Origin of the sequence: Salarchaeum sp. JOR-1 (genome assembly GCF_007833275.1) — an archaeon.
In the GTDB taxonomy this organism is placed as follows: Archaea; Halobacteriota; Halobacteria; order Halobacteriales; family Halobacteriaceae; genus Salarchaeum.
The window spans coordinates 1,544,501-1,570,676 of the sequence record NZ_CP042241.1 but is presented as its reverse complement, the minus strand read 5'-3'; the positions used below and the strand labels follow the sequence as shown (position 1 = coordinate 1,570,676).

Below are 26,176 nucleotides of genomic sequence, written 5' to 3'. Positions count from 1 at the left end.
CCGGGCGCGGGTTTAGTCGTTCTTGTACGGCTCGCACACCAGCCCCACGCCCTCGGTGAAGTCGACCTCGGGCTCCCAGCCCGTGGCGTGCTTGAACTTCGAGGGGTCGGCCTTCGTGTGGTAGACGTAGTTCTCGATTGGGACGGGTTCGTACTCGGGTTCGACGTCCGTGCCGAGCGCGTCGTTGATCAGCTCCACCATCTCGTTGAACGAGTAGGCGTCGCCGGTGCCGAGGTTGTAGACGCCGTCGAGTTCGTTCTCCGCGGCGAGTTCGAGGCCGCGCACGATGTCACGGACGTGCGTGAAGTCGCGGGTCTGGCTGCCGTCGCCCCAGAGAACCGGGGATTCGCCGTCCGCAATCTTGTCCGCGAACTGGCTGATGGTGTTCGCGTACTCGCCCTTGTGCGCCTCGTTCCCGCCGTAGCCCTGATAGACCGAGAAGAAGCGCATGCCGGCGAGCGTGAGGTCGTGGAAGTTCGAGAAGTACTCGGCGTAGCGCTCCCGGCCGAGCATCGACGCGTCGTAGCCCGTGGAGGCCTCGATCTCCATGTCTTCGGGACACGGCTCCTGCTGGCTGCCGTAGATGGAGGACGTGGAGGCGTAGACGAACGTCTCGCAGCCGTCGTCGCGCGCCTGCTCTATGGTGTTCACGAACCCCTCGATGTTCACGCGAGCGCCCTCGCGGGGGTTCTCCTCGAGCATCTGTCGGCTGGAGAGCGCCGCGAGGAAGAACACGACGTCCACGTCGGTCGGGAGGTCGTCGTCGAGCACGTCCGCCTCGACGTACTCCACGTCGTCGGTGAGATTCTCGGGCGTCCCGAGGTACTCGTTGTCGAGCGCGACCACGTCGTTGTTCTCGGCGAGGTGGTTCGCGAGGTTCGACCCGATGAAGCCCGCGCCACCCGTCACGAGAACCCGCTTTCCCTGCATACGCGAAGCCACCCGACCGGGCGGATAAAGCCCGTCGATTTCCGGACGTACGTGGGTCGCGGGTTTTATGCGCGGGCTGTGCGAAACAGTTTCCATGTCGAGTATCGAACTGACACCCAGCCAGAAAACCATCCTGACGGCGCTCGTGAACCTCTACTCGGAGCGCGAGGAAGCCATCAAGGGGGAGGCCATCGCCGAGGAGGTAAACCGGAACGCGGGCACCATCCGGAACCAGATGCAGTCCCTGAAAGCCCTCCAGCTCGTCGAGGGCGTCCCCGGTCCGAAGGGCGGCTACAAGCCGACGTCGAACGCGTACAACGCGCTCGACGTACAGGAGATAGAGAGCGCGGCCGAAGTCCCCGTCACGCACGAGGGCGAGAGCGTCGCGGACGCGAACGTCCAGGAAATCGACTTATCGAGCGTTCACCACCCCGACCTCTGCCGGGCGGAAATCCACATGCGCGGCAGTCTCCGCGAGTTCCACGAGGGCGACCGCGTCGTCGTCGGTCCTACCCCGCTCTCCAAACTCGTCATCGAAGGCGTCGTCGACGGCGTCGACGACACGAACAACGTGCTCATCCTCAAAATCGAGTCGATGGAAGCGCCCGCGGAGACGCCCGACCACTAATCAAAGGCTTTGTATCGGTGGGTGCCGGAGTCTCCGACATGTCACCGACTGTCGCTGTTCTCGGTGCCGGGTACGCCGGCGCCGGCGCGATCCCCGAACTCGAAGACCGCCTCGGGGACGATGCCGACATCGTCTGGATCTCCGACACCGACTACCACCTCGTGCTCCACGAGGCCCACCGCTGCATCCGCGACCCCGGAGTCCGGGAGAAGATAACGATTCCCGTCACGGACATCAAGTCGCCGCGCACGCAGTTCGTGCAGGCCGAAGTCACCGGCCTCGACACGGACGACCGGGTCGTCGAACTCGACGGCGCGGACGACGTGGCGTACGATTACGTGCTCGTCGCGCTCGGCTCCCAGACCGCGTACTACGGCATCGAGGGGATGGCTGAGAACGCGCTCACCCTGAAGAGCCTCGACGACGCGCTCGACATCCACGAACGCGTGAAGGACGCCGCGCGCGAAGCGACGCGCGAGGACCCCGCGACGGTCGTCATCGGCGGCGCGGGCCTCTCCGGCATTCAGAGCGCCGGCGAAGTCGCCGAGTTCCGCGACAAACACAACGCACCCGTCGAGGTCTACCTCGTCGAAGCCCTCCCCGAAATCTTCCCGCCCGGGGACGCCGAAGTCCAGGGCGCGCTCCGCCACCACCTCGAAGAAGCCGACGTGAACATCCTCACCGACGACCCCATCACCTCGGCGGACGACGAGGAAATCCACTTCGACGAGCGCGACAGCCTCGACTACGACGTGTTCGTCTGGACCGGCGGCATCACCGGCCGCGACGCCCTCGACGACACCAGCCTGGAGAACGAACACAACCGCCTCAACACCGGCCAGGACTTCCAGACCAGCGACGACCGCGTGTTCGCCATCGGCGACTCCGCCATCATAGAGCAGCCCGGCGAGAACCCCGCACCCCCCACCGCGCTCGCCGCCTGGCAGGCCGCCGAAGTCGCGGCGAAGAACGTCGCGAACGCCATCGACGACCACCCCCTCGAAACCTGGACGTACCACGACGAAGGCACCCTCATCAGCATCGGCGACACCGCCGTCGCCCACGAGGTCACCGTCTACGGCATCGACGCCCCCGTCCGCACCTTCAACGGCCTCTCCGCCAAGATGCTGAAGAAAGGCGCCGCCGCCCGCTGGATCGCCAAAATCACGAGTCCCACCCGCGCCATCAAAGCCTGGGACGCGCTCTAGGACTTTTTTCCGACTCGGGTGAGCGCTTCGCGCTCACCGCTCGCCGCAAAAACCTCCACTAATCGCGAGAAGCGTTGCTTCTCGCTATACAGCCAGAACGCCGTGCGTTCTGGCGATAAAAAGGCCGCGAGCGCCGCCGGCGCTCGCGGTAGAGTCTCGGTGTGACTTCCGCCCCGCCTCCGCGCCGACTCCCGTCAGTTCGGGAGGCGTCGCCACGTCACGACAGCAGTGGCGAGTCCGACGAGCACGCCGACCGCTATGCCGTACAGCATTCCCTGTTCGCCGGCCCACCAGTAGCCACCGAGCATGAAACAGGCGTACACGACGCCACCTGCGGCCATCGACAGGCCGAGTTTGAAGTCGTAGACGGCTATTTTCTCGAACAGTCCCATGGCGGAACGAGACTGTTTAGAAGACGAAAACTACCGCCGAGGGGTTACTCGTCGTCGCTGGGCGTGTAGACGTCGACCGAGGCGACGTGGTCGCCGTCGTCGAGATCCATGATTTTCACGCCCTTGGTGTTCCGGCCGACGGTGGAGACTTCGCCGGCGACGGTGCGGAGGATTTGGCCGCTCTGGCTCATGGCGATGAGGTGGTCGTCGTCGGTGACCGCTTTGACGGTGACGACGTTTCCGTTGCGTTCCTCGGTCTTGATGTCGGTGAGGCCGTAGCCGTACCGGGACTGCGGCCGGTACTCCGTGAGCGGCGTGCGTTTCCCGTAGCCGTTCTCGGTGACGGTGAAGAGCGCGCGGTCGTCGCCCTCGTGGGTCGCGACCAACCCGGCGACTGTGTCGCCCTCCCGGAGTTTGATGCCGTTCACGCCCTTCGTGGCGCGGCCGGTCGAGCGCGCTTCGGATTCGTCGAATCGGATGGCCATGCCGTGCGCGCTCGCGATGACGAGGTCGCTGTCGCCGTCCGTGACCTCCACGTCCACGAGTTCGTCGCCGTGTTCGAGGCGGATGCCGATGATTCCCGTGGAGAGCACGTCCTCGTACTCGCCGGCGGGCGTGCGCTTCACCGTCCCGTTCCGCGTGACCATCGTGAGGTACTCGTCCTCGCCGAAGTCGTCGGTGTTGACGACGGCGGTGAGTTCCTCGCCGTCGTCGAGGTCGAGGAGGTTCACGGCGGACTTCCCGCGGGCCGTGCGGGACATCTCGGGTATCTCGTAGGTCTTCAACTGGTAGACCTGGCCCTGGTTCGTGAAGCAGAGGAGGTAGTCGTGGGTGTTCGCGGTGAACACCGTCGACACCCTGTCCCCCTCCTTCAGGTCGGAGCCGATGACGCCCTTCCCACCCCGGTGCTGGCTGCTGAAGGTGTCCGTGGGGACGCGCTTGATGTAGTCCTCCTCGCTGAGGACGACGACCACGTCCTCGCGTGGAATGAGATCCTCGTCCGTCACCGTGCCCGCGTCCTCGATGATGGACGTGCGGCGGTCGTCCGCGTACTCCTCCTTGAGGTCGCGGAGCTCCTCGACGATCACCGAATCGAGTTCCTCCTGCGAGCCGAGAATCGTTTCGAGGCGTTCGATTTCGGCCTGCACGTCCTCGTACTCCTCCTCGATTTCCGCGGCCTCCATCGACGTGAGACTCCCGAGCTGCATCCGGACGATGTGGTTCGACTGGTCTTCCGAGAAGTCGAACTGGGCTTCGAGCGCCTCGCGCGCGGCGTCCCGGTCTTCGGCGTTCCGGATGGTCTCGACCACGTCCTCGGCGTTGTCGAGCGCTTTCAGGCGGCCTTCGAGGATGTGCGCGCGGTCTTCGGCCTCCGCGAGGTCGTGTTCGCTCCGGCGGCGCACGACCTCCCGGCGGTGACTGAGGTACTCCGCGAGCATCTCCTTCAGCGTGAGCACCTTCGGTTCGCCGTCCACGAGCGCGAGGTTGATGACGCCGAACGTGCGTTCGAGGCGGGATTCGAGGAGACGGTTCTCCACGATGTCCGTGTTCGCGTTCGACTTCAGTTCGATGACGACGCGCACGCCGTTTCTGTCCGATTCGTCCCGGAGGTCGCGCACGCCCTCGAGCGTGCCGTCGTTCACGTCGTCCGCGATGCGCTCGACGAGCCGGCTCTTGTTCTGCTGGAACGGAATCTCCGTGATGACGATGCTGTCGCCGCGCTCGCCCTCCTCGATTTCGTACTCGGCGCGCACGCGGATGCGGCCGCGGCCCGTCGTGTACGCCTGCTTGATAGCGTTCCGGCCGACGATGTTCGCGCCCGTCGGGAAGTCCGGGCCCTTCACGTGCTCCATCAGGTCGAGGCTGGAGAGGGAGTCGTCCTCGATGAGCGCGATAGTCGCGTCGACGACCTCGCCGAGGTTGTGCGGCGGGATGTTGGTGCTCATCCCGACCGCGATACCCGAACTGCCGTTCACCAGGAGGTTCGGGAACGCCGCGGGGAGGACGGTGGGTTCCGTGGTGCGGTCGTCGTAGTTCGACTCGAAGTCCACCGTGTCCTTCCCCAGATCTGCGAGCAGTTCCTCCGCGATAGGAGACATCCGGGACTCCGTGTACCGCATCGCCGCGGCGGGATCGCCGTCGATACTCCCGAAGTTCCCCTGCCCGTCCACGAGCGGGTACCGCATCGAGAAGTCCTGCGCCATCCGCACGAGCGTGTCGTAGATGGCGGAGTCGCCGTGGGGATGGTAGTCACCCATCGTCTCGCCGACGACGCTCGAACTCTTGCGGTGGCCGGCGTTGCTCGTGACGCCGGCCTCGTGCATCGCGTACAGGATGCGGCGGTGCACGGGCTTTAGGCCGTCACGGACGTCCGGGAGCGCGCGACCCGCGATGACGCTCATCGCGTAGTCGATGTAGGACTGCTCCATCTCGTCCTCGACTCGCACGTTCTTCACGCGATCCGCCACCTGGTCCGGGATATCAGACGTGTCCGAGCTCATATATCCACCCACTCCGCGTCGGTCGCGTGCTCCTGGATGAACCGCTTGCGGGGTTCGACGGCGTCACCCATCAGCACGGAGAACATCTTGTCCGCCTGCGCCGCGTCCTCGACCGTGAACTGCTTCAGAATCCGATTCTCCGGGTTCATCGACGTGTCCCAGAGCTGCTGGGGGTTCATCTCCCCGAGGCCCTTGAACCGCTGAACCTGCGTCGGGTTCCCGTTGCACTTCTCCGCAATGATGCGGTCGCGTTCCTCCTCCGTCATCGCGTCGTAGGTCTCGCCGCGGTACCGGACGCGGTAGAGCGGCGGCTGAATGGCGTACACGTGTCCGCCCTCCAGGAGCGGCCGCATGTGCCGGTAGAAGAACGTGAGGAGGAGCGTGCGGATGTGCGCGCCGTCAACGTCGGCGTCCGTCGCGAGCAGTATCTTGTCGTACCGGAGGTCGTCGATGTCGAACTCCTCGCCGATCCCGGTGCCCGCGGCAGTGATGAGCGCGCGCACCTCCTCGTTTTCGAGGATGCGGTCGAGGCGGTGCTTCTCGACGTTCAGAATCTTCCCCTTGATCGGGAGGACGGCCTGGAACTCGGGGTTCCGCGCCTGCTTCGCGCTCCCGCCGGCTGAGTCGCCTTCCACGATGAACAGTTCGGCGTCGTTCGGGTCTTTCGTCTGGCAGTCCGCGAGCTTTCCGGGGAGCGCGCTCGACTCCAGCGCGCTCTTCCGGCGCGTGAGTTCCTCGGCCTTCTTCGCGGCCTTCCGCGCCTTCGCGGCCTCGACGGCCTTCCGGACGACCGCGCGGGCGGTGTCCGGGTTCTCCTCGAAGTACGTGCTCACGCCCTCGTGAACCGCGGACTCGACGATCCCCCGGACTTCGGAGTTCCCGAGCTTCGTCTTCGTCTGCCCCTCGAACTGGGGGTCGGGGTGCTTCACGGAGATGACGGCAGTGAGGCCCTCGCGGATGTCCTCGCCCTTGAGGTTCTCGCCGTCCAGCTCGGAGAGCAAGCCCTCGCTGCTCGCGTAGTCGTTCACCACGCGGGTGAGCGCGGTCTTGAACCCGGTGAGGTGCGTGCCGCCCTCGCGGGTGTTGATGTTGTTCGCGAACGCGTGCGTCGAGGACTGGAGGTCGTCGGTCGCCTGCATCGCGATCTCGACCTGGACGCCTTCCGCCTCGCTCTCGAGGTAGATGACGTCGTCGTGGAGCGCGTCGCGGGTCTCGTTGAGGTAGCGGACGAACTCGCGGATGCCGCCCTCGTACTCGAAGGAGACCTTGCGTTCCTCGTCGGTTCGCTCGTCGGTGAGCGTGATTTCGACGCCGCTGTTGAGGAAGGCGAGTTCGCGGAGGCGGGATTCGAGGGTGGAGAAGTCGAACTCCGTCGTCTCGAAGATGTCCGCGTCCGGTCGGAATCGGATGAGGGTGCCCGTCTGGTCGTCGGGGACGTCGTCCAGTTTTTCGAGGTCGGTGACGGGTTCGCCGTGCTCGAACTTCTCCTGCCAGCGCGCGCCGTCGCGCTCGACGACGACGGCGAGGCGCTCGGAGAGCGCGTTCACGACGGAGACGCCGACGCCGTGCAGTCCGCCGGAGACCTGGTAGGACTTGGAGTCGAACTTCCCGCCCGCGTGGAGGACGGTGAGGATGACTTCGACGGCGGGGCGGTCGTACTCCTCGTGGGTGTCGATGGGGATGCCGCGCCCGTCGTCGTGCACGCTCACGGAGCCGTCCTCGTGGAGCGTCACGTCGATGGAGTCACAGTGCCCCGCGAGCGCTTCGTCGATGGCGTTGTCGACGACCTCGTAGACGAGGTGGTGGAGGCCGCGGGAGTCGGTGGAACCGATGTACATCGCCGGACGCTTCTGCACCGCTTCCAGGCCCTCTAAGACCTGGATCTGTCCGGCGCTGTACTCGTTTTGATCGCTCATGTGAACTTGCCCCCGCCTAGTACTTCCGCACTTATGAAGTCTCGCACACGCACGCGCGCGAGCCATCCCAGCTTTAACACGGCCGACCGTGTACGTCGTCGCCGTCGTCGTCTACCTCCTCCCCGTCGTTCTCGTTGTTGACGCGGCCTTCCGAGTCTTCCATCTCTGATCGACACCGCCCCGGTTTCACTTTCACCGTGCCACCGGGAGTGTTTTATCCGCGAAGGGGATAGGGTCGGGCACTGAATGACGTCCTTCCAGTCTACGCTCGGCGAGGAGGAGGGCATCGCGGAGGAGCTGGCGGAGAGCCAGCGGGAGATCTCCATCGCCGAGTTCTTCGAGAAGAACAAACACATGCTCGGGTTCGACTCGGGCGCTCGCGGGCTGGTCACGGCCGTGAAGGAGGCCGTGGACAACGCGCTCGACGCGACCGAGGAGGCCGGCATCCTCCCCGACATCTACGTCGAAATCCAGGAGTCCGGGGACTACTATCGGCTCGTCGTGGAGGACAACGGCCCCGGCATCACGAAGGAACAGGTGCCGAAAGTGTTCGGAAAACTCCTCTACGGGAGTCGGTTTCACGCGCGCGAGCAGTCGCGCGGCCAGCAGGGTATCGGTATCTCCGCAGCCGTTCTCTACAGCCAGCTCACGTCCGGGACGCCCGCGAAAATCACGAGTCGGACGAAGGGGAGCGAGACGGCGAAGTACTTCGAACTCACCATCGACACGGACTCGAACGAGCCCGTGATTCAGGACGAGGCGGAGACGACGTGGGAGCGCTCGCAGGGGACGCGCATCGAGCTGGAGATGGAGGCGAACATGCGTGCGCGCAGCCAGCTCCACGACTACGTGCAGCACACGGCGGTCGTGAACCCGCACGCCCGCCTGGAGCTGCGGGAGCCGAACGGCCACTTCAAGTACGAGCGCGCGGAGGGAGCGACGCTCCCCGCGGAGACCGAAGAGATCCGGCCGCACCCGCACGGCGTGGAACTCGGCGCGCTCATCAAGATGCTGAACGCGACGGACTCGCACAGCCTACGGGGGTTTCTGCAGGAGGAGTTCACACGGGTCGGCGCGAAGACCGCGGACTCGATATTGGACGCGTTCCGCGACCGCTACTACGGCCGCGAGATGACGTGGAGCGTCGCGACGACGGAGGCGTCGCGTGACGGAGGCGGCGACGCCGCCGGAGCGAGCGGTCTGCGGGACGCGGTCACGGACGCCGTTTCGAACAAGTCGGGCGCTGACACCGAGGCGTTCGCGGACGCGCTGAGCGAGGAACTCGCGGAGTTCGACCGCGTCTCCTTTACCGACATCGAGAACGCGGTCGCGGCGGCCGCTGAGGACGCGAGCGAAGAGACGGGCACGACGTTCGGCGATACCGTCCGAGAGAACGTCGTGGACGCGGTCTGGACTGTCGTGACGGCAGACCGGGACGGCGACCTGTACGGGTTCGTGGACGACGCGACGAGCGTCCAGAAGGACGACGCCACGGTTACCGGGCTGGCGCGACGAATCGGGGAGAAGTTCGGCGACGAGACGCCGCGGGACAGGCTCGTCCGCGGCGACCTCCGGCGGTTCGTCGTTCGGGCCGCCGAGACCACCGAGGACGTCGACGACGCCACCGTCGGCGAGACCTCGCGAGAGAACATCACCGAGCGGCTGTGGGACGCGATGCGGCGCGTCGAAGACGACGTGCCGCTCGCGCGCGAAGTCGCGTCGAACCGGGACGCCGCGCGCGACCTCCTCGACGCGATGACCGCGGTGGACGTCATCGCGCCGCCGACGAACTGCCTCGCGCCCATCACGCCCGACCTCATCGAAGCCGGCCTCCGAAAGGAGGTGGATGCGGACTTCTACGCGGCGGCGACGCGGGACGCGGACGTACACGGCGGCGACCCGTTCGTCGTCGAGGCCGGTATCGCGTACGGCGGCGACATCCCCGCGGACGGCACCGTAGACCTGATGCGGTTCGCGAACCGCGTGCCGCTCGTCTACCAGCGCGGCGCGTGCGCGACGACCCAGACGCTCAAGCAGATCGGCTGGCGGAACTACGGGCTCGACCAGCCCGGGGGGAGCGGCCTGCCGAGCGGGCCGTGCGTGATTCTGGTGCACGTCGCGTCCACGAACGTGCCATTTACGAGCGAGTCGAAGGACGCGCTCGCGTCCGTCCCCGAAATCGAGGACGAAATCGAACTCGCGGTTCGGGAGGCCGCCCGCGACCTCAAGTCCTACCTGAACAAGAAGCGCTCGATGCAGAAGCGCCGGGAGAAGCAGAACGTCATCGCCGACATCCTCCCGAAGATGGCGCAGAAGGTGAGCGAGATGACCGAGCGCGACGACCTCGTCATCGAGGACTCGCTCGCGCGCATCATGAACAACGTCCTCGTCGAGTCCGAAGTCGAGGACGGCACGCTGACGGTGTCGGTGGAGAACCACGCGGACGCGAACGCCGACCTCGACGTGACCGCCATCGTGGACGCCGAACCCACCGACCTCTCGGCGGGGAGCGTCGTGGAGATGGACGGCGAGTACTTCGTGACGTGGGAGCCGACGGTGTCGGGCGGCGAGGACGCGACGTTGACGGCGAGCGTTCCCGACGGAGCCGACTGTGAACTGAGCGTCGACGGCATGGAGGCGGAGAAACTCACGGTGAATCAATGAGCGACATCACTGACGCGAAGGCGCGAGAGCGCCTCATCGACATGGCGGCGGAGTTCTACGACCAGTTCGCGGACGGCGACATCCCCCACATGGACGTGCCGACGCGCTCGAAGTCGAACATCGTGTTCGACGAGGACGCCGGCGTCTGGGTGTACGGCGACCGCACGAGCACGCGCAGCGCGAACAGCGTGCGGGGCGCGCGGAAACTCCTCAAAGCGGTGTACACGATGGAGTTCCTCGCCCAGCAGCTAGAGGAGAACCGGTCGTCGACGCTGCGTGAACTCTACTACCTCAGCGAGTCCTGGGACGAAGAGGAGGCGCAGTTCAGCACGCAGTCGGAGTCGAACAAGCTCGTCGAAGACCTCGAAATCGTTTCGGGCGTGAAGCGCGAGGACTTCCACATGCGGCCGGAGGAGTCCGGCGCGAAGGTGATGGGTCCGCTCCGCCTCCGCGAGCAGACCCGGCGGGGCGACCGCGACATCCACTGTCAGGAGGACGTGGGCCAGGGCGGCTACCAGATTCCGAACGACCCGGACACCATCGAGTTCCTCGACAACGACGCCGAGTTCGTGCTGTGCGTGGAGACCGGCGGGATGCGCGACCGCCTCGTGGAGAACGGGTTCGACGACGAGTACGACGCGCTCGTCGTCCACCTCGGCGGCCAGCCGGCGCGCGCGACCCGCCGGCTCACGAAGCGCCTGCACGACGAACTCGACCTCCCCGTCGTGGTGTTCACTGACGGCGACCCCTGGAGTTACCGCATCTTCGGGTCTGTAGCATATGGATCCATCAAGTCCGCGCACCTCTCCGAGTACCTCGCGACGCCGGACGCGCAGTTCGTCGGCATCCGCCCCGAGGACATCGTGGAGTACGACCTCCCGACCGACCCGCTCAGCGACTCGGACGTGAACGCCCTGGAGAGCGAGCTCGAAGACCCCCGATTCCAGACGGAGTACTGGACCGAACAGATCGAACTCCAGCTCGACATCGACAAGAAGGCCGAACAGCAGGCGCTCGCCTCCCGCGGCCTGGACTTCGTCACCGACACCTACCTCCCCGAGCGCCTGAACACGATGGGCGTCATCTAGCACGTTTTGCTGGGCGCGGCCTCCGGCCGCGCTCTGTAAAACCTGCACTACTGCGGGAAATCTTCGATTTCCCGCCGTTCAGCCAGAAAGCTCTGCTTTCTGGCGATAAAAGCACTCCTCCTTCGGTTCGCTCACTACGTTCGCTCCCCTCAGTCGTCGGCCTCGCCTACGGCGAGTGAACCGGCGACCCACCGAACCCTACGGGCCGCTCGGTCCTCGGACGCTACCCTCGTGGTTTTTCGATTGAAACGCTGTGTGAATACGACGGTAGGTCCATGTACAAATTGGCCGGCTCGGTTTAGAAATAGTCGGCTTTGTTGAAATTTTCAGGGAGTTGCAGGATCGAACAGTACGTTAACCGGATGCAGGCCCTCTCGAAGTCGCGGTTGCTCCGGTTTGTTGAGCAGACGTATCACTTGGCTGGACGAGCTGTCGCTCGCTACGCCTCGAAGCACTACACGAAGCGGACGAAGCTAACGATTCGGCAGTTGAAGATCACACTTCTCGTAGACACGAAAACACGACTCCAAGATTGCGCCATCGCTCATCAAGCGGAATACCAGCAAAGTAGCGATTCTGCTTGGCGACAAGGGATACGACGACCAGAAAATACGTGCATTAGCTCGTAATTCGGACGTTCGCTCACTCAGCAAACCCAGAGAGTTTTCATCGCTCCACAAGGCGTGGAATGCTCGACTGGATGGTGATCTCTATGGCCAGCGTAGTCAGAATGAGACGATTAACTCTCGGCTCAAACGCAAGTGTGGTGCGTTTGTCCGATCACGGCACTGGTGGAAACAGTTTCGAGAGCTCACTATCGCCTGCCTCACTCACAATCTCGACCGATCACTCTAATCGGTAGATACAGTGAACTCATGGAATGCTCTCCGATACTCCTGCAGCCACGCAGTTACCTGATGTAGCCGTATCCTGCTTGAAGTAAATTAGCAAACTTTAGAGATAGTAAGTAAAAAATTCATATAGAGGGATTTATAATTAGGTGGTTGAATTTCATAGATGATGTCAGAAGATAACATCCCAACGCGAAGAAACGTACTACGAGGTATAGGCGCAGGACTAGCCGTCGCTATTGGTGGTAGCGGGCTTGCAGCCGCAGAAAAAGGAGGATCTAATCAGGCGGGGACAGCGGCTAACTGGATCGCGGTTGAGAACGACCGATTTGTTCTTAATACTACTGCAGAGGAGATTGGTGAATCGGAGTACCAAATGTATCGCGAGGGAATTGAAAAGTTCAACAAAGAAATCGAAGCAGGGCGTCTTCGTCTCGTGAAGACTGCCAGCCAGCTGGCCGCTTCTGAGGATAGTATGAGGGGTGGACAGGCAAAGTCGATGGTCGATAGGGCCAGCCAGTACGTGCTCTTATCCAGTGAGAAGACAGCTCCCTCCGCTAAACCCGACAATAGGGGGATATCCATATCCGCAACTTCGTGTAACCGGCAGGATATGGTCATCACAGACCCCGGTACTATCGTACCTGGTGAGTATTGGGTGGACTTTTACCTGAGCGACGGTTTCATCAACGATGTCAGTGCTCTTGCTTTCGGTGGAGGCGTGACTGGACCGCATCTGAAAAGGCTCCTCGTCAGCCGAGGAATTCTGGCCGCCGGAGCACTTTCCGCCTCTGCTGTCGTAGCAATTACGGTTGCAATGGCGGCCGAATGGACCTGGATTATGCTGGAGAACAATGGCTGTGGTGTGAAGATCGAAACTGGATACAGCCCTGTCAACCCTACGTACGTCTTACCAACGGTAGAGCCGCAGTAAGCCACACTCTACGTGACTGTATCTTTAGAAAAATATATATGACTGCACGTAGGACATAGTTTAATGAAAAAATTATTGCATAAAAATTCGGCGATCCTAACACTTCTCAGCACAGTTGCGATTCTTGTCTATATCTATCCGGAGTTAGCACAGGTTATTGAGGGTGAATCGATCGGAGACGGTATATCGATAGTCGCTTTCGGAGCTCTCGCGTTGGCCCTCATATTCGGCATACAGACCATTAGTTGGGCACGGGAACGCGGACGGCTCAATGACGTACAGAGCAATTTTGCCCTATTATCGTTGACTACTATTGTTATCGTAGGGAATCTGGTAGTACTCTACTATGTCCCCGACACTCCTGAAGCAATCGGAGTTCTCGTCGTCACCGTGCTTACGGCACTCCTCGTCCTCCGCGATACCCTGTCGGAGTCGGACCCATCAAAAAATTGATTTCTTTGTCGAGCGAAGTGAGCTGTATGAACCAAAGAGTCCTGTACAACTTCCCACGAGTATGTCTAGAGAGCGTGCAAGATCCCGAATTAAAGCTGAGTTCTCAGATAAAAGTGAGAGCCCCGACGCTAGCGGCAGTAAGACCGTGACGTGCATATCCCGAGTGCGGGTTTAGAAATTGAAGATATCCTAGAAATTGACTACGTAGAGGAAGCGCTTCCAGAAGGTGGTAAATTTCACGTCTACGTATCAGCTGACTCTGGTGTCCACTTCACGGTGAGCTGAGTTAACGCAAAACAGCCTCTTGCATTATTGTGGAACTCACTCTCTGCACTTAGCAGATCTTCCGTTCTCTTCCGGTCGGTACTCTGGATGAATAAATCGTATTCTCAGCTATTGCTGGCGAGCTACCGTAGTCGTCCGTCAAGGGTGAGGGGCACGCGGGCCGAACGGACGTCTACTGGTCGCGAGAGTCGTTGAGCGCGACGCCGATTCCGCGTCGCGCCACGTCGGTGACGAACGCGTCCGCGTCGGTTTCGAGCGCGGCGAACGTGTCGTAGTGGACGGGTACGACGAGGTCGGGTTTCATGCGTTCGGCGAGCGCGGCGGCGTCCTCGCGGTTCATCGTGAACGACCCGCCGACGGGCGGACAGAGCACGTCGACGTCGAGGTCGTCGTGGTGTGGGAGCGCGTCCGAGTCGCCCGTCCAGAGCACGCGCGCGTCGCCCACGGTGACGAGGTAGCCGACGCCGAACCCTGGCGGGTGGGTGTCGCGGGGGCCGTCGGGCCGGTTGTAGACGGGCAGCGACCGCACGCGCACGCCGTCCACCGTGACGGTCGCGTCCTCGCCGACGCGCACCACGTCGTAGTCGAGGTCGGCGACGGGCGTCACGTCCCGGTCGATGTTCGCGGCGTCCACGCCCTCGTAGACGACGATTGTCGCGTCCGGCTCGGCGACCCGTCGGATGCCGTCCGGATCGTAGTGGTGGTCGTGGGTGACGCAGACCACGTCGCCGTCCCGCGCGTCGTAGCCGTCGAGCACGCCGTACCGGCCGGGGTCGAGGTAGACCGTTCGGTCGCCGGCGAGCCGTATCGTCGCGTACCCGAGCCACGAGAGGTCGCTGTCGCGGTAGCGAACCATACCCGGGACTGGGGGCGACTGTCGGAAAAAGTTAGAGGAGGTCGCGGGCGTCCGCGAGCGAGTCCCGGACGTAGTCGGGCTGAACGGTGCTCGCGGCGAGCGTCTCGTCGTCGGTGACGCCGGTCCGGACGAGCACTGTCGTCATCCCCACCCGGTTCCCCATCGCGATGTCGGTGTCGAGGCGGTCGCCGACGAGCACGCACTCGGCGGGCGAGCGGTCGAGGCGGTCGAGCGCGAGGCGCGCGGTCACGTCCGATGGCTTCCCGAGGACGGCGTCGGGGTCGCGTTCCACGACGTTCGCGACGGCGTCGATGATGGCTCCCGACCCGGGGACGGGGCCGTCGGGCGTCGGCACCGTGATGTCGGGGTCGGTGCCGACGAGCGCGTCAGCGCCTGCGCCGAACGCGCGGAGGGCCGCGACCATGTCGGCGTACGCGAACTCGCGGTCGTAGCCGACGACGACGGTGTCGGCCCTGCGTGCGTCCGCGACGAGTGAGACGCCGGCGTCCCGGAGCTGGTCGGTCACGGACTCCTCGGCGATGGCGAACACGGACTCGTCGAGGTGGTGCTCGCGGAGGTAGTCGACGGTCGCGCTCGTCGCCGTGAGCACCTCCTCGGGCCGGGCGTCCACGCCGAGGCGCGCGAGGCGCTGGGCGTACTCGGCCGGGGAGCGCGTGGGGTTGTTCGTCAGGAAGAGCACGTCCCGGCCCGCGTCGCGGACGTCGGCGAGCGCGTCCGCCGCGCCGTCGAGCAGCGCGTCCCCGGAGACGACGGTTCCGTCGAGGTCGACGACGACGCCCCGAGTCATCGCTCGCCCTCCATCGACACGTCGAGGCGGCCGTCGACGCGCTGGGCGCTCGCGGGCGCGAGCGACACGTCGGCCGCCTGTAGCCGGCGTTTCACGCGGGTCGCGAACGCGCTGTCCACGTTCGGGACGTCCGCGGTGCGGGGGTCGTCAACCCAGACGCGCGCCGAGAGCTCTATCGCGTTCTCGCCGAGCGACGTGACGTGCACGACCGGTTCGGGGTCGCTGGCGAGGCGGTCGTCCGCGTCGGCGGCGTCGAGCAGAACCTCGGTGGCGGTGTCGAGGTCGGTGTCGTACCCGACGAGCACGCGTTCGGTGAGCCGGTACTTCCCCCGAGAGAAGGGGGTGCGGATGGCGTTCGTCGATAACTGGGTGTTCGGGACGGTGAGGACTTCGTCGGCGGGCGTGCGGACGCGGGTGACGCGGAGGTCGATGCGTTCGACAGTCCCTGCCTCGCCGTTCCACTCGATGTAGTCGCCGACGTTGAAGTCGGGGTCGGCGACGAGGAACAGTCCGCTGACGAGGTTCCCGATGACGTCCTGGCCGGCGACGCCGACGGCGAGCGTGCCGGCGGCGACGATCATCGTGGAGCCGGCGACGAGTCCGCCGAACCCGGCGGCGGTGGTGGCCAACGGGATCGCGACGATGACGAAGAGGACGGTCGTGTACTGTTCGAGCGCGTTGACGAGCGTGGGGTTGTTCGGGTTGCGCGCGGTGAGGACGCGGCTCACGGCTGGCCGGACGGTCAGGTGGCCGAGGAGGGAGACGGCGAGCAGCGTCACGAGGAAGACGCCGACGCTCTCGAACCACGCGCCGTACTGCGCGAGCAGGGACTCGAACGTCACCACTCGCGCTCACTTCCGTTCATACGAGCACGTCGGGAGCCGCCCGGGTAACTCTCCCGGCTACTGGGTCTGCGCGAGTCGGCGGACGCGCTCGATGGTGTCCGCGTCCGCGGGATCCTTGTCGCCGCGCACGCCGAGAAAGCGGGGGAAGCGCAGCGCGTAGCCCGCGGAGTACGTCGGGGATTCCTGAATCTCCTCGTATCCGACCTCGAAGACGACCGCGGGTTCGAGGTCGACGTCCTGGCCGTCCTGACTCCGGATGTGGGGTTCGAGGCGGTCGGTGAGATCCGCGAGTTCCGCGTCCGTGATGCCGGTCGCGACCTTCCCGAGCGTCTCGTACGCCTCGGTCTCGCTGTTCCACGCGGACAGCAGGAAGGTTCCGAGGAAGGAGGCCCTGCGGCCTTCACCCCACTCCGCGCCGGTGACGACGAGGTCGAGGGTCTCCACGTCGGGCTTGCGCTTCAGCCAGTTCTTCCCGCGTTTTCCGGGCGAGTACGCGGAGTCGGGGTTCTTGAGCATGATGCCCTCGTGGCCGGCTTCGAGCGCGCGGGCTTCGATGTCGCCGATTTCGTCGGGGTCGTCGGTGAGCGAGAGGGCGGAGACGCCGGTCGAGAGCACGTCCGCGAGTCGGTCGTGGCGCTCGGTGAGCGGCTTATCGAGCAGGTCGACGCCGTCGTGGTGGAGGCAGTCGAACGCCCGCAGTTCGACCTCGACCTCCTCGCGCATCCGGTCGACGTCGTGCTTCCGGCGGAACCGCCGCAGTATCTCCTGGAACGGCAGGGGATCGCCGTCCTCGTCGGTGGCGATGACTTCGCCGTCCAGAATGGCGGGCGCGGCGAGTTCGTCCTCGGCGAACTCCACGACCTCGGGGAGCGCGTCGGTCACGTCCTCCATGTTCCGCGAGTAGAGCGCCACCTCCTCGTCGTAGTGGAGTTGGACGCGCGCGCCGTCGAACTTCGTCTCCACCGCGACCGTCCCCCACTCCGCGACGGCGTCGGTGACGGTGCCGGCCTGCGCGAGCATCGCCTGCACGGGCCGCCCGACTTCCAGGTGGCTGTCGTCCAACCCCGCCTCGCCGTCGTCGCGCGCGGTCTCCGCGACGAGGCCGTAGTCGTTCGACACCTGGAGCGCGCGCTCCACCGACTCGACGGGCACGTCGAACGCCTCGGCGATGCCGTCCCGCACGGTTCCTTCGCCGACGCCGATACGCATCTCGGAGAGCACGAGGCGGGCGAGGTAGCGCGCCTCCTCGCTCGAACACCGATTGAAGAGGCCGAAGAGGACGGTTATCTTCTCGTCCTGACTGCCCGCGCCCGCGGCCGCCGCGAGCGCCGCGAGTTCGTCGTACACCTCGCGGACGGTCAGCGCGTCGCGGCCGCCTCCGCTCGTGAACGCGCCCAGTCCCTGCTGGCCGCCGAGGTCGTAGGACGCCGCGACAGCGCCGATGTCGCCCTCCTCGGCGAGCGCGGCCTCCACGTCCTCGCTGTCGGTGTTCGGGCCGGCGGCGCGCGCGATGGCCGCGTAGCAGTAGTTCGGGCCGATGTCGAGTTTCGTCTCGCTGTACGCGGGGAAGACGCGCCCCTGCACGAACCGCGCGACCACCGCGAGGTCGTCGCCCGCCGCCGCGAACAGGTCGGCGACGAGGGAGACCACGTCGAGGTCTGCGGGTTCGGCCTCGATGGCGGACGCGCGCTCGGCGAACTCCGCGAACTCCATTACGCGTTCGTTCACGGGGTTCGTGCTTAAACCGACCGAAGGCCCACCGCCTTTTATACGCTCGCTCACGAACCCTCGCTCATGACTCGCTCGAACCTCGCAGCCGCGGTGGACGACGTCCTCGACGTGGACGCCGAGGCGTTCCAGTCGCACGTCCGGGAGGACGCGGACGTCATCAAGGAGGAACTCGCGGCCGGGACGTTCGACAACCCCCAGGCAATCGTCGGCCTGGAGTACGAGTTCTACGCGGTGAGCGACGAGGGGTCGCTCGCCCGCCTCCCCCGAAGGCTCCTCGAGTTCGTTGGGTTCGAGAAGGAACTCGGCCTGCACAACGCGGAGATGACGACCAGCCCCCAGCCCCTGAACGAGTACGGACTCGACGCGCAGGAGTCCGAGGTGCAGGCGCGCCTGAAGGCCGCCTACGAGCCGATGGACGCCGAGGGATTGCATCTCGTCAGCGACGGGATGTGGACGATTCCGCCGGAGGGCGAGACCGCGGAGCAGTACCTCACGGACAGCGTCTCGGACGCCGGCATCGACCTCGCGACGAACATGAGCGCGTCGACGCGGTACCACGCGATGGCGAACACCGCCCAGCCGGCGGGGATGACGCTCGACGCGCCCCACGTCTCGCTCGAAGCGGACACGGTGATGCCGGAGGCGCTCATCACGTCGATCCAGCCGCACTACCAGGTGCCGCAGGCCGTCGACCTCCCGACCTACTTCCGGTACGCGCTCCGGTTCGCCGGCCCGCTGGTCGCGCTCGGCGTGAACTCACCCTTCTATCCGCCTGACCTCTACGACGACGACGCGACGCCCGAGGAGATACTCGCGGACGGCCACGACGAGCACCGCGTCGGCGTGTTCGAGTCCGTCCTGAACGTTCCCGGCGAACAGGAGAAGGTGCGGTTCCCGCGGGACGTCGAGAGCATCGAGGCGGCGGTGGATCGCATCGTCGAGGACAACACTATCGTCCCGATGCCCGTCGAGAAGAGCGGGCGGTTCGACGACGAGTTCGCGCACTTCCGGATGAAACACGGGACGTACTGGCGGTGGGTGCGCCCCGTGCTCGGCGGGAGCAGTAAAGAATCCGCGAACGCCCGCATCGAGTTCCGGCCGCTCCCCGGGCAGCCGACCGTCCGGGACACCGTCGCGTTCCAGGCGATGTTCGCGGGGCTCCTGCAGTCGATGGTGCGCCGCGACCACGACCTCTACACGCTCGACTGGCAGGACGCTCAGGACAACTTCTACGCCGCCGTCGAGGACGGACTGGACGCCGACTTCACGTACGTCACCGCCGACGGCGACGAAACCACGGACTCCCGCGCCATCTACGAGGATCTGTTCACGCACGCCGAGCGCGGCCTGCTGGACTGCGGCCTCGACGAGGAAGCCGCCGCGAAGTACCTCTGGCCGCTCCGCCAGCGCGCGCGCCACGGCGTCACCCCCGCCGCGTGGAAGCGAGACCGCGTCCGCGACCAGCTCGGCGACGGCGACACCTTCCAGAACGCCGTCTACGCGATGCAGTGCGAGTACATCGAGAACCAGCGCGAAACCATCCTTGAAGGCAGTTTCGCGGACTGGGTCGGCCGCGGCGACGGCCTCAACTGAACAGTCACGCGGTGCTGTCAGTATAGGGTGTTGCAGAATGCATCCTCGCGCGAAGCGCGAGGTTCCCCGGTCGGCTTCGCCGACCGGCGTTTTTCCCTCCAGGTTTTTGCTCAAGCGGTCGCCGGAGGCGACCCGCAGAGGAAAAAGGTGGGCTTAGAGTAGCGCGTCGAAGTCTTCGTGGCCGACGATGTCGACGTTGTTCTCGGTGATGCGGGTGATGTGGATGCCGTTTCCGGAGGCGGCGTCGCGTTCGCTGGCGGCCTTGACGGCCTTGGCGGCGACGGTTTCGGCTTCGTCCATGGTGAGGCCGTCCTCGTAGTTGTTCTCGAGGCTGCCGAGGGCGTACGGCATGCCGCTGCCCTGTGCGGTGTAGTCGTCCTGCATGCTGCTTCCGCCGGGGTCGAGGCTGTAGACGTGGGAGCCCTCTTCGTCGACGCCGCCGAGGATGGGGACGACGACGAAGAAGGGGCCGCCGCGGAGCATGTTCGCGGAGATGGTGGCGAGCGCGCTGATGCTCATCTTCTCGCCGCGGCGGGCCTCGTAGAGGTTCGCTTCCGCGCGGAGGCTGCGGATGAAGGACTGCGCGCCGCCGACGCTCCCGGAGATGGCGAGCGCGGCGTTCTCCTGGATCTCCTCGACCTTCTGGACGTCCTTGTTGTAGATGACGCGGCCGCCCAGGCTCGCGCGCTGGTCGGACGCCATGATGACGCCGTCGTCGGCGGCGATGCCGACGATGGTGGTCTCGGATTCGATCTGGTTGACCTCTTTTTCGGTCATGTCGTTCTGGGGGAGTTCCCCGACCTGGGGTTCGTAGGGGTTCTGGATGGCGTCCTCGAATTTCGCGTTGTTCTGCGCGAAGTCGGAGCCTCTGCTCGGGTTATACATTACCAGTTTGTAGACGCGGGCGACTTATAAAACCAGTCTTTGCGGTGGTCTGTTAGCGCGCGTTCTCGTAGGCGTGTTCGGTGCGGGCGACGAGCCGGTGGATCGGGAGGGTGAAGCCGAGTCTGCTGGTGAGCACCGCGAGCGGGAGGAGCGCGATGCCGAGGGCGAGCGTCGTCTGGTACGCGGCGGCGGTCGTGATGCGCGTGAGCGCTGTCATCTCGATACCCGTTCCGAACGCCGCCCCATATATATGTGTTACTCACGGGCGGCGCGGGGGAAGTCGCTGCCGTACTGCGATTAAACTGGGGTAGTGTGGGGGACAACTGTGGTTGCGTTCGCGTGACAGGACGTGATAGGCGGGAGCTGGCTTCGGCGGTGGTGAGCGCTAAGTTATGCGGATACTCGGGGTAACGTCCGCGGCGGCGGGCGAACCACAAGACACGACTACCCGGCGCGATAGGGTCACGTATGAGCAACTACGTCGTGGCGATGGAGGCCGCGTGGCTGGTTCGTGACGTCGACAACTCGGACGACGCCATCGGTGTCGCCGTGAGCGAAGCCGGGAAGCGACTGAACCAACAAGACCTCGATTACGTCGAGGTGGAAGCCGGGTTGACCAGCTGTCCCGCCTGCGGCGAGCCGCTGGACGCCTCGTTCCTCGCGGCGAGCACCGCGCTCGTCGGTCTCGTGCTGGAGCTCACCGTGTTCAACGCGGACTCGGAGGAGCACGCCTCGCGCATCGCGAAGTCCGAGGTCGGCGGCGCGCTCCGCGACGTGCCGCTCGAAGTCATCGAGGTCGTCGAGGAGAGCGAGGAGACCGAAGAGGAGGCGTAAGGCCGCCGGCCGACTCCGGTATCGAGCGGACAGCCAAACCTTTATTGATAACCTCAAGTAATTACGGGTATGCACCTGCCGACCCCCCAGGATCTCCGGGAGCGTCGGAACGCCCTGGAACTCACGCAGAGCGAACTCGCGGACCGCGCCGGCGTCTCCCAGCCGCTCATCGCCCGGATCGAAGGCGGTGACGTGGATCCACGCCTCTCGACCTTACGGCGTATCGTCGACGCCCTGAACGAGGCGGAAGGCGACGTGGTGCGCGCGCGCACCCTCATGCACGACGAGGTCGTGCACGTCGACTCCGACGACCCGGTGAAGCGCGCCGTCGAGAAGATGCAGGACGCCGGGTACAGCCAGCTTCCCGTCATCACGAACGGCGTCCCCGTTGGCAGCATCAGCGAGAGCGACATTGTGCACGCGGGCGAGGACGTGGGCGACCGGCCCGTCCGGGACGTGATGAGCGAGAGCTTCCCGACCGTCTCCCCGGACGCGACCCTCGAAGAGGTGTCGAGCCTCCTCGACCACTACACGGCCGTCATCGTCACTGAGGGAGGTTCCACGGTGGGGATCATCACGCAGGCCGACGTGGCGGCGCGCGTCTCGTAGGAATGCGGTCGCTCCGCCTGTTCCGCTCGCACGAGACCCGGCGGAGCGCGGTCGTCGCACTCGCCACACTGCTCGCCGCGCTCGTCGTGCTTACGGCAGTGTTCTCTCGGCTCGGCGTGTTCTCGACGCCCGCGGAGCTCCGCGCGTTCCTCGGCTCGTTCGGCCGCGCGACCCCGGTCGCGTTCGTCCTCCTGCAGGCGATGCAGGTCGTGGCCGCGCCCGTCCCGGGTCAAGTGCTGTCGTTCGTCTCCGGCTACCTCTTCGGGCCGGTCTGGGGAACCGCGTACAGCGTGCTCGGCGCGAGCATCGGGAGTTACGCGGCGTTCTGGCTCTCCCGAACGTACGGCCGGCCGTACGCCGAGCGCGTCGTCGCGGAAGACGCCTTCGCGTGGTTCGAAACCGTCACGGACGACAACGGCTTGCTGGCGCTCTTTCTCGTCTTCCTGATTCCCGGCCTCCCGGACGACGTGGTGTGTTTCGTCGCCGGACTCACCGACCTCGACCTGACGGAGATGACGGTGGTCGCCGCGCTCGGCCGACTTCCGGGGTTCTTCCTCGCGGCGCTCGCCGGGTCGAACGCCGCTGCGGGCGACTACGCGAGCGCCGTCGTCATCGCCACCGCGCTCGGCCTCGTCGGCCTCGTCTGCTGGGTGTACCGCGAGCGGGTTCGAGCGGCGCTCAGTCGAGTGTGAGGCCGCGCACCGCCACGCCCTCGCCCTCCTCGACGGAGCCGATGACGCGGCCGTCCGTCGCGTCCGCGAGCGACTCCGCCTCTTCGGGCGGGAGCGCGACGACGAAGCCCGTGCCCATGTTGAACGTACGATGCATCTCCGCATCGGAGACGTTCCCGCGTTCCTGCACGAACGCGAAGACGTCCTGCGCGTCGAACGGGTCGAGAATCGAGTACCGGTAGTCGCCCATGCGGGAGAGGTTCGTCCAGCCGCCGCCGGTGACGTGCGCGGCGGCGTGCACGTCGTGTTCGTGGAGGTCGTCGAGGAGGTACGTGTAGAGCCGCGTGGGTTCGAGGAGCGCCTCCCCCACCGTCTCGTAGCCGTCGTAGGGGTAGGGGTCGGTGTAGTCGCCGTCGCGGGTCGCGGCCTCCCGGGCGAGCGTGAGGCCGTTCGAGTGGATGCCCGAGGACGCGAAGCCGACGAGCACGTCCCCGGCCTCGGCCTCGCCGGGGAACACTTCGTCCTCGGTGGCGAGGCCGGCGGCGGTGCCAGCGAGGTCCAGCCCGGAGACGACTTCGGGCATCACGGCCGTTTCGCCGCCGACGAGCGCGACACCGGCGTCCTCCGCGCCCCGGGAGAGCCCCGCACCTATCTGTTCGGAGAAGGTCTCGCTGGGTTCGTCGACGGCGAGGTAGTCGACGAACGCGACGGGGGTGACGCCGGCGGCGACGAGGTCGTTGACGTTCATCGCGATGCAGTCGATTCCGACCGTGCTGTAGTCGCCGAGCGCCTCGGCGACGAGGAGCTTGGTGCCGACGCCGTCGGTGGCGAGCGCGAGGTACGTATCGCCGATGTCGATGAGGCCGGCGTACTCGGTGGTGTCGTTCCCGCCGACGGCGGAGACGAGCGCAGCGGTCGCGGCCTCGCTTGCGTCGATGTCGACTCCGGCGTCGGCGTACGTGAGTTCCTCCTCGTCAGTCATACACGGCGATGGGTAGGACGTGGCGAAAAACCCACCGGTGTATGCACGAGCGCGCGTGGTCGCCACAACGGTTTACCGGCGCACGGCCGAACGACCGAGTATGCCGAACGACGACCGCTACCGCGACCTGGGGATCGAGGGACGCGAGAAGGAACGCCTGGAGTGGCTCGGCACGACGAGTCCGGGAGACGGCGCGGCGGTCCCGGTCTACCTCGACCCGCGGACGGACGAGGTGTTCCGGACGGAGGTCGTCGAGGACGAAGACCACATGCGGGTCGTGCCGGAGTCAGTCCGAAGCACAGAGGAGTCGAGTCTCGCCGACGTGATTCGGGACATCGGTGACGAACTCGGCTGGGAGCGACTGAGCGAGTTCGGCGAGGAGCACAACTAGACGAATCCGAGCAGGCGGAGCGCGAGCAGTATCGACGGAACGGCGACGGCGACGTACACGCCGAGACTCCACTTTCTGACGGTGTTGCCGTCGAGCGGGCCGAACGGGAGCATGTTGAAGCCCGCGAGCAGGACGTTGATCAGGACGCCGTAGGACGCGATCGCCGAAATCGGAGTGAGCGCCCAGAACACGCCCGCCATCGCGAGGTTCGCGACGGGGCCGGCGAGCGCGACGAGGCCGCGCTGGCGGTTCGTGATGCGGCCGGCGTGGTGGACCGCGCCGGGCGCGGCGAACAGGAAGCCGGCGAGCCCGCCCGCGATGGCGAGCAACAGCATGCCGTAGTCCGCGCGGAACTCGGCGTGCTGGCCGAAGTGAACGGCGACGGCCTTGTGCGCGAGCTCGTGCCCGAGGAACCCGACGCCCGCCGTCACGAGACTCACGGCGAACAGCACGGCGAATTCGGGGGAGACGACCACGTCGAGGCGGGTGGCGCTGATGGGGGAGAGCAGGAGGCCGAACGCGAGGCCGAGCGCCAGCCAGGCGACGGCGAGGTCCTTGAGTTCGCGTCGGCTGTAGTTCATAGGAGGGAGATGATGAGGTCGATGCTGTTCGCGATGCCCGCTTTCATCGCGGCGGTGAGTTCGCCGAGGGAGTCGAAGGGCCCGCCGAGGTAGGGGAGGACGACGAACGGGAACGCGAAGCTCGCTATCATGCTTCCGAGGTTCGTGAGCGCGACGACAGCGATGAGCTTGAACAGCGGCACCTCACGCATTCGCCGGACGAGGTCGCCGATGGGGGCGTCCTCGTCGGCCATGATTTCGTTGAGGGTGCTGATGTCGCTGATGGAGACGGGCGTGTACCGGAGCTCGACGTAGCCCGCGAACCAGCCGGGCGCGAGCAGGGGGTTGAGGCTGGTGAGCCACGCGACGAGACCGCCGACGGTGGCGCTCTGGAGGCGTGCGCCGCCGGCGAGCGCGAGCGTGAACGCGAACACGCCGTTGAAGGCGACCCACGCGAGGAACACCCGGAGGAGGTCTTGGTTGCTGATGCCGCTCATCAGCAGGAGGACGAAGAAGAGGAGGAAGCCGACGGTGAGCAGGAACCCGAACAGTTTCGCGACGGAGAATCGTTTTTCCTCCCGGCCCTGCAGGCTCTCCATCGGCGGCAGGGTCTCGGGGTTCTCGAGGTAGCCCTGGACGCCCTGGACGTGGCCGGCGCCGATGACGGCGAGTACGTCCTTGCCCTGCTGGCGGAGCGCGAGGATGTTGTGCGCGAGGTAGGCGTCGCGTTCGTCGATGAGGGCTTCCGCGCCCCGCGGGCTGAACCGCCGGAACTCCTCCATCATCGCGCTCACCACGTCCGTGTCGGTGAGGTCTTCCATGTCGAGTTCCTCGTAGTCCTCCTCGCCGCCGGTGCGCGCGAACAGCAGTCCGAGGACGGTGCCGACGCCGAGCGCGACGGCGGCGGCGATGGCGACGACCTCGGCGAGCATCGCGAGCACGCCGAGCAGGCCGCCGCCCGCGAGCACGAACGGCCCCGCGAGCAGTTCGAGGACGAGGCCGAGGAACCCGCCGCCCGTGAACCCCAGTGCGAGGCCGAGCGTCCACGGATCCGCGAGGCCGAACGCGAGGCCGCCGACCATCCGGAGTTTCTCCACGATTCCCATGCGCGTCCAGAACCGCTGAATCGTCACCTGGATGTTTCGATCGACGAGCGCCACGTCGATGCCGAGCGCTTCCGCGGTGTCCACGGCGGCGAGCATGTCCGCGCCCGGGCTCACGTCGAACTTCTCGCCGAGGCGCTGCTGGACGTAGGAGAGCAGCCAGTACGCGAGGAACTGGAACGCCATGCTCCCGCGGAGGAGGTCTTTCGGGTCGATGTCGTCGGGCGCGTCGCCCTTCATCTGCCGGTACCGCCCCTCGTCCAGCTCGACGGCGACCACGTCCGGGTCGCGCTCCTCGATCTCGCGCTCGACGGTTTCGACGGATTCGGAGGAGACGTGCGCCGTGCCGACGAGGTGAACCGACCCCTCGCGGGACTCGTCGCTCATTAGCGTGGAGTAGTCGGTCGGCGGGCCTTACAGGTGTCGGTCGGGGGTCGGCACGTTCTTCCCGCCGACGC

24 protein-coding genes and 1 pseudogene are annotated in these 26,176 nt (G+C 65.7%); 12 read left to right on the top strand and 13 right to left on the bottom strand.

The annotated features are described in order from the left end of the window. Positions 1–12 precede the first annotated feature (12 nt). Positions 13–930 (bottom strand): NAD-dependent epimerase/dehydratase family protein, encoded by a 918-nt coding sequence (locus tag FQU85_RS09205; RefSeq protein WP_145847151.1) that lies wholly within the window; start codon positions 928–930, stop codon positions 13–15. A 94-nt stretch (positions 931–1,024) separates the two neighbouring features. Between FQU85_RS09205 and FQU85_RS09200 the strand changes: the two genes are divergently transcribed. Then, the gene (locus FQU85_RS09200; RefSeq protein ID WP_145847149.1) at positions 1,025–1,558 is read left to right on the top strand and encodes an Rrf2 family transcriptional regulator; all 534 of its coding nucleotides are present in this window, start codon (positions 1,025–1,027) and stop codon (positions 1,556–1,558) included. 38 nt (positions 1,559–1,596) lie between these two features. Further along, a complete protein-coding gene (locus tag FQU85_RS09195; protein WP_145847147.1) occupies positions 1,597–2,766 on the top strand; it encodes an NAD(P)/FAD-dependent oxidoreductase in 1,170 nt (389 codons plus the stop codon). 194 nt (positions 2,767–2,960) lie between these two features. On the opposite strand, the gene FQU85_RS09190 is transcribed toward FQU85_RS09195, so the two are convergent. From FQU85_RS09190 to gyrB, 3 genes are read right to left on the bottom strand one after another with little or no spacing between them, the layout of a single operon-like run. Beyond that, positions 2,961–3,158 (bottom strand): hypothetical protein, encoded by a 198-nt coding sequence (locus FQU85_RS09190; RefSeq protein WP_145847146.1) that lies wholly within the window; start codon positions 3,156–3,158, stop codon positions 2,961–2,963. A gap of 44 nt (positions 3,159–3,202) precedes the next feature. Next, positions 3,203–5,659: a DNA gyrase subunit A gene (gene gyrA, locus FQU85_RS09185; protein ID WP_145847143.1), complete on the bottom strand. Its 2,457-nt coding sequence runs from the start codon at positions 5,657–5,659 to the stop codon at positions 3,203–3,205. Further along, complete coding sequence (gene gyrB, locus FQU85_RS09180) at positions 5,656–7,575, bottom strand: DNA topoisomerase (ATP-hydrolyzing) subunit B (RefSeq protein WP_145847140.1); 1,920 nt, start codon at positions 7,573–7,575, stop codon at positions 5,656–5,658. The genes gyrA and gyrB overlap by 4 nt, the downstream gene beginning before the upstream one ends. A 246-nt stretch (positions 7,576–7,821) precedes the next feature. Between gyrB and FQU85_RS09175 the strand changes: the two genes are divergently transcribed. The 5 genes and pseudogenes from FQU85_RS09175 to FQU85_RS09155 all read left to right on the top strand — a co-directional run bounded on the left by FQU85_RS09175 (position 7,822) and on the right by FQU85_RS09155 (position 13,565). Then, positions 7,822–10,239 carry a DNA topoisomerase VI subunit B gene (locus tag FQU85_RS09175; protein ID WP_145847138.1) on the top strand — a complete coding sequence of 806 codons (2,418 nt, stop codon included), beginning with the start codon at positions 7,822–7,824 and terminating at the stop codon, positions 10,237–10,239. Then, on the top strand, positions 10,236–11,327 hold the full coding sequence (locus FQU85_RS09170; RefSeq protein WP_145847136.1) for a DNA topoisomerase IV subunit A: 1,092 nt from the start codon (positions 10,236–10,238) through the stop codon (positions 11,325–11,327). Before FQU85_RS09175 ends, FQU85_RS09170 begins: the two co-directional genes overlap by 4 nt. A gap of 440 nt (positions 11,328–11,767) precedes the next feature. Further along, positions 11,768–12,182 (top strand): annotated as a pseudogene (locus tag FQU85_RS09165) (transposase); the annotation flags it as partial. A gap of 162 nt (positions 12,183–12,344) precedes the next feature. Then, positions 12,345–13,112 (top strand): hypothetical protein, encoded by a 768-nt coding sequence (locus FQU85_RS09160; RefSeq protein ID WP_168219967.1) that lies wholly within the window; start codon positions 12,345–12,347, stop codon positions 13,110–13,112. A gap of 63 nt (positions 13,113–13,175) precedes the next feature. Beyond that, entirely contained in the window at positions 13,176–13,565 is a 390-nt protein-coding gene (locus FQU85_RS09155) for a hypothetical protein (RefSeq protein WP_145847132.1), read from the top strand. 457 nt (positions 13,566–14,022) lie between these two features. Here the strand turns inward: FQU85_RS09155 and FQU85_RS09150 are convergent, their stop codons facing one another. Genes FQU85_RS09150 through ligA form a run of 4 tightly spaced genes read right to left on the bottom strand, consistent with a single transcriptional unit; the run spans position 14,023 to position 18,072 of the window. After that, on the bottom strand, positions 14,023–14,706 hold the full coding sequence (locus FQU85_RS09150; protein ID WP_145847129.1) for an MBL fold metallo-hydrolase: 684 nt from the start codon (positions 14,704–14,706) through the stop codon (positions 14,023–14,025). Positions 14,707–14,737: 31 nt separating this feature from the next. Next, a complete protein-coding gene (locus FQU85_RS09145) occupies positions 14,738–15,514 on the bottom strand; it encodes an HAD-IIA family hydrolase (RefSeq protein WP_145847126.1) in 777 nt (258 codons plus the stop codon). Next, the gene (locus tag FQU85_RS09140) at positions 15,511–16,356 is read right to left on the bottom strand and encodes a mechanosensitive ion channel family protein (protein WP_168219966.1); all 846 of its coding nucleotides are present in this window, start codon (positions 16,354–16,356) and stop codon (positions 15,511–15,513) included. Before FQU85_RS09140 ends, FQU85_RS09145 begins: the two co-directional genes overlap by 4 nt. 60 nt (positions 16,357–16,416) lie before the next feature. After that, a complete protein-coding gene (gene ligA, locus FQU85_RS09135; protein WP_145847122.1) occupies positions 16,417–18,072 on the bottom strand; it encodes an ATP-dependent DNA ligase LigA in 1,656 nt (551 codons plus the stop codon). An 81-nt stretch (positions 18,073–18,153) separates the two neighbouring features. Between ligA and FQU85_RS09130 the strand changes: the two genes are divergently transcribed. Next, positions 18,154–19,683 carry a hypothetical protein gene (locus tag FQU85_RS09130; RefSeq protein WP_145847120.1) on the top strand — a complete coding sequence of 510 codons (1,530 nt, stop codon included), beginning with the start codon at positions 18,154–18,156 and terminating at the stop codon, positions 19,681–19,683. A 153-nt stretch (positions 19,684–19,836) separates the two neighbouring features. Here the strand turns inward: FQU85_RS09130 and psmB are convergent, their stop codons facing one another. Further along, entirely contained in the window at positions 19,837–20,568 is a 732-nt protein-coding gene (gene psmB, locus FQU85_RS09125; RefSeq protein WP_145847117.1) for an archaeal proteasome endopeptidase complex subunit beta, read from the bottom strand. A gap of 52 nt (positions 20,569–20,620) precedes the next feature. Next, the gene (locus FQU85_RS13355; RefSeq protein ID WP_168219965.1) at positions 20,621–20,785 is read right to left on the bottom strand and encodes a hypothetical protein; all 165 of its coding nucleotides are present in this window, start codon (positions 20,783–20,785) and stop codon (positions 20,621–20,623) included. Positions 20,786–21,036: 251 nt separating this feature from the next. On the opposite strand from FQU85_RS13355, the gene FQU85_RS09120 reads away from it, so the two are divergent. The 3 genes from FQU85_RS09120 (at position 21,037) to FQU85_RS09110 (ending at position 22,703) form a co-directional block, all read left to right on the top strand. Continuing rightward, positions 21,037–21,402 carry a DUF555 domain-containing protein gene (locus FQU85_RS09120; RefSeq protein ID WP_145847115.1) on the top strand — a complete coding sequence of 122 codons (366 nt, stop codon included), beginning with the start codon at positions 21,037–21,039 and terminating at the stop codon, positions 21,400–21,402. A gap of 69 nt (positions 21,403–21,471) precedes the next feature. Beyond that, on the top strand, positions 21,472–22,011 hold the full coding sequence (locus tag FQU85_RS09115; RefSeq protein ID WP_145847113.1) for a CBS domain-containing protein: 540 nt from the start codon (positions 21,472–21,474) through the stop codon (positions 22,009–22,011). Positions 22,012–22,013: 2 nt separating this feature from the next. Then, positions 22,014–22,703 (top strand): TVP38/TMEM64 family protein, encoded by a 690-nt coding sequence (locus FQU85_RS09110; protein ID WP_145847111.1) that lies wholly within the window; start codon positions 22,014–22,016, stop codon positions 22,701–22,703. Here FQU85_RS09110 and purM read toward each other — a convergent pair. After that, positions 22,690–23,664, bottom strand: a complete 975-nt coding sequence (purM, locus tag FQU85_RS09105) for a phosphoribosylformylglycinamidine cyclo-ligase (RefSeq protein WP_145847109.1) — start codon at positions 23,662–23,664, stop codon at positions 22,690–22,692. The two genes, FQU85_RS09110 and purM, sit on opposite strands and share 14 nt — an antisense overlap. 100 nt (positions 23,665–23,764) lie before the next feature. Here purM and FQU85_RS09100 point away from each other — a divergent pair, with 100 nt between their 5' ends. After that, positions 23,765–24,055 carry a hypothetical protein gene (locus FQU85_RS09100; RefSeq protein WP_145847107.1) on the top strand — a complete coding sequence of 97 codons (291 nt, stop codon included), beginning with the start codon at positions 23,765–23,767 and terminating at the stop codon, positions 24,053–24,055. Here the strand turns inward: FQU85_RS09100 and FQU85_RS09095 are convergent. Further along, positions 24,052–24,636: a metalloprotease gene (locus FQU85_RS09095; protein WP_145847106.1), complete on the bottom strand. Its 585-nt coding sequence runs from the start codon at positions 24,634–24,636 to the stop codon at positions 24,052–24,054. The genes FQU85_RS09100 and FQU85_RS09095 overlap by 4 nt on opposite strands. Then, a complete protein-coding gene (locus FQU85_RS09090) occupies positions 24,633–26,105 on the bottom strand; it encodes a TraB/GumN family protein (RefSeq protein ID WP_145847104.1) in 1,473 nt (490 codons plus the stop codon). Before FQU85_RS09090 ends, FQU85_RS09095 begins: the two co-directional genes overlap by 4 nt. Positions 26,106–26,176: the final 71 nt, after the last annotated feature.

Coding starts and splice junctions, on each gene's coding strand:
- FQU85_RS09205 (WP_145847151.1), bottom strand. CDS start 930: ATGCAGGGAAAGCGGGTTCTCGTGACGGGTGGCGCGGGCTTCATCGGG.
- FQU85_RS09200 (WP_145847149.1), top strand. CDS start 1,025: ATGTCGAGTATCGAACTGACACCCAGCCAGAAAACCATCCTGACGGCG.
- FQU85_RS09195 (WP_145847147.1), top strand. CDS start 1,597: ATGTCACCGACTGTCGCTGTTCTCGGTGCCGGGTACGCCGGCGCCGGC.
- FQU85_RS09190 (WP_145847146.1), bottom strand. CDS start 3,158: ATGGGACTGTTCGAGAAAATAGCCGTCTACGACTTCAAACTCGGCCTG.
- gyrA (WP_145847143.1), bottom strand. CDS start 5,659: ATGAGCTCGGACACGTCTGATATCCCGGACCAGGTGGCGGATCGCGTG.
- gyrB (WP_145847140.1), bottom strand. CDS start 7,575: ATGAGCGATCAAAACGAGTACAGCGCCGGACAGATCCAGGTCTTAGAG.
- FQU85_RS09175 (WP_145847138.1), top strand. CDS start 7,822: ATGACGTCCTTCCAGTCTACGCTCGGCGAGGAGGAGGGCATCGCGGAG.
- FQU85_RS09170 (WP_145847136.1), top strand. CDS start 10,236: ATGAGCGACATCACTGACGCGAAGGCGCGAGAGCGCCTCATCGACATG.
- FQU85_RS09160 (WP_168219967.1), top strand. CDS start 12,345: ATGATGTCAGAAGATAACATCCCAACGCGAAGAAACGTACTACGAGGT.
- FQU85_RS09155 (WP_145847132.1), top strand. CDS start 13,176: ATGAAAAAATTATTGCATAAAAATTCGGCGATCCTAACACTTCTCAGC.
- FQU85_RS09150 (WP_145847129.1), bottom strand. CDS start 14,706: ATGGTTCGCTACCGCGACAGCGACCTCTCGTGGCTCGGGTACGCGACG.
- FQU85_RS09145 (WP_145847126.1), bottom strand. CDS start 15,514: ATGACTCGGGGCGTCGTCGTCGACCTCGACGGAACCGTCGTCTCCGGG.
- ligA (WP_145847122.1), bottom strand. CDS start 18,072: ATGGAGTTCGCGGAGTTCGCCGAGCGCGCGTCCGCCATCGAGGCCGAA.
- FQU85_RS09130 (WP_145847120.1), top strand. CDS start 18,154: ATGACTCGCTCGAACCTCGCAGCCGCGGTGGACGACGTCCTCGACGTG.
- psmB (WP_145847117.1), bottom strand. CDS start 20,568: ATGTATAACCCGAGCAGAGGCTCCGACTTCGCGCAGAACAACGCGAAA.
- FQU85_RS13355 (WP_168219965.1), bottom strand. CDS start 20,785: ATGACAGCGCTCACGCGCATCACGACCGCCGCCGCGTACCAGACGACG.
- FQU85_RS09120 (WP_145847115.1), top strand. CDS start 21,037: ATGAGCAACTACGTCGTGGCGATGGAGGCCGCGTGGCTGGTTCGTGAC.
- FQU85_RS09115 (WP_145847113.1), top strand. CDS start 21,472: ATGCACCTGCCGACCCCCCAGGATCTCCGGGAGCGTCGGAACGCCCTG.
- FQU85_RS09110 (WP_145847111.1), top strand. CDS start 22,014: ATGCGGTCGCTCCGCCTGTTCCGCTCGCACGAGACCCGGCGGAGCGCG.
- purM (WP_145847109.1), bottom strand. CDS start 23,664: ATGACTGACGAGGAGGAACTCACGTACGCCGACGCCGGAGTCGACATC.
- FQU85_RS09100 (WP_145847107.1), top strand. CDS start 23,765: ATGCCGAACGACGACCGCTACCGCGACCTGGGGATCGAGGGACGCGAG.
- FQU85_RS09095 (WP_145847106.1), bottom strand. CDS start 24,636: ATGAACTACAGCCGACGCGAACTCAAGGACCTCGCCGTCGCCTGGCTG.
- FQU85_RS09090 (WP_145847104.1), bottom strand. CDS start 26,105: ATGAGCGACGAGTCCCGCGAGGGGTCGGTTCACCTCGTCGGCACGGCG.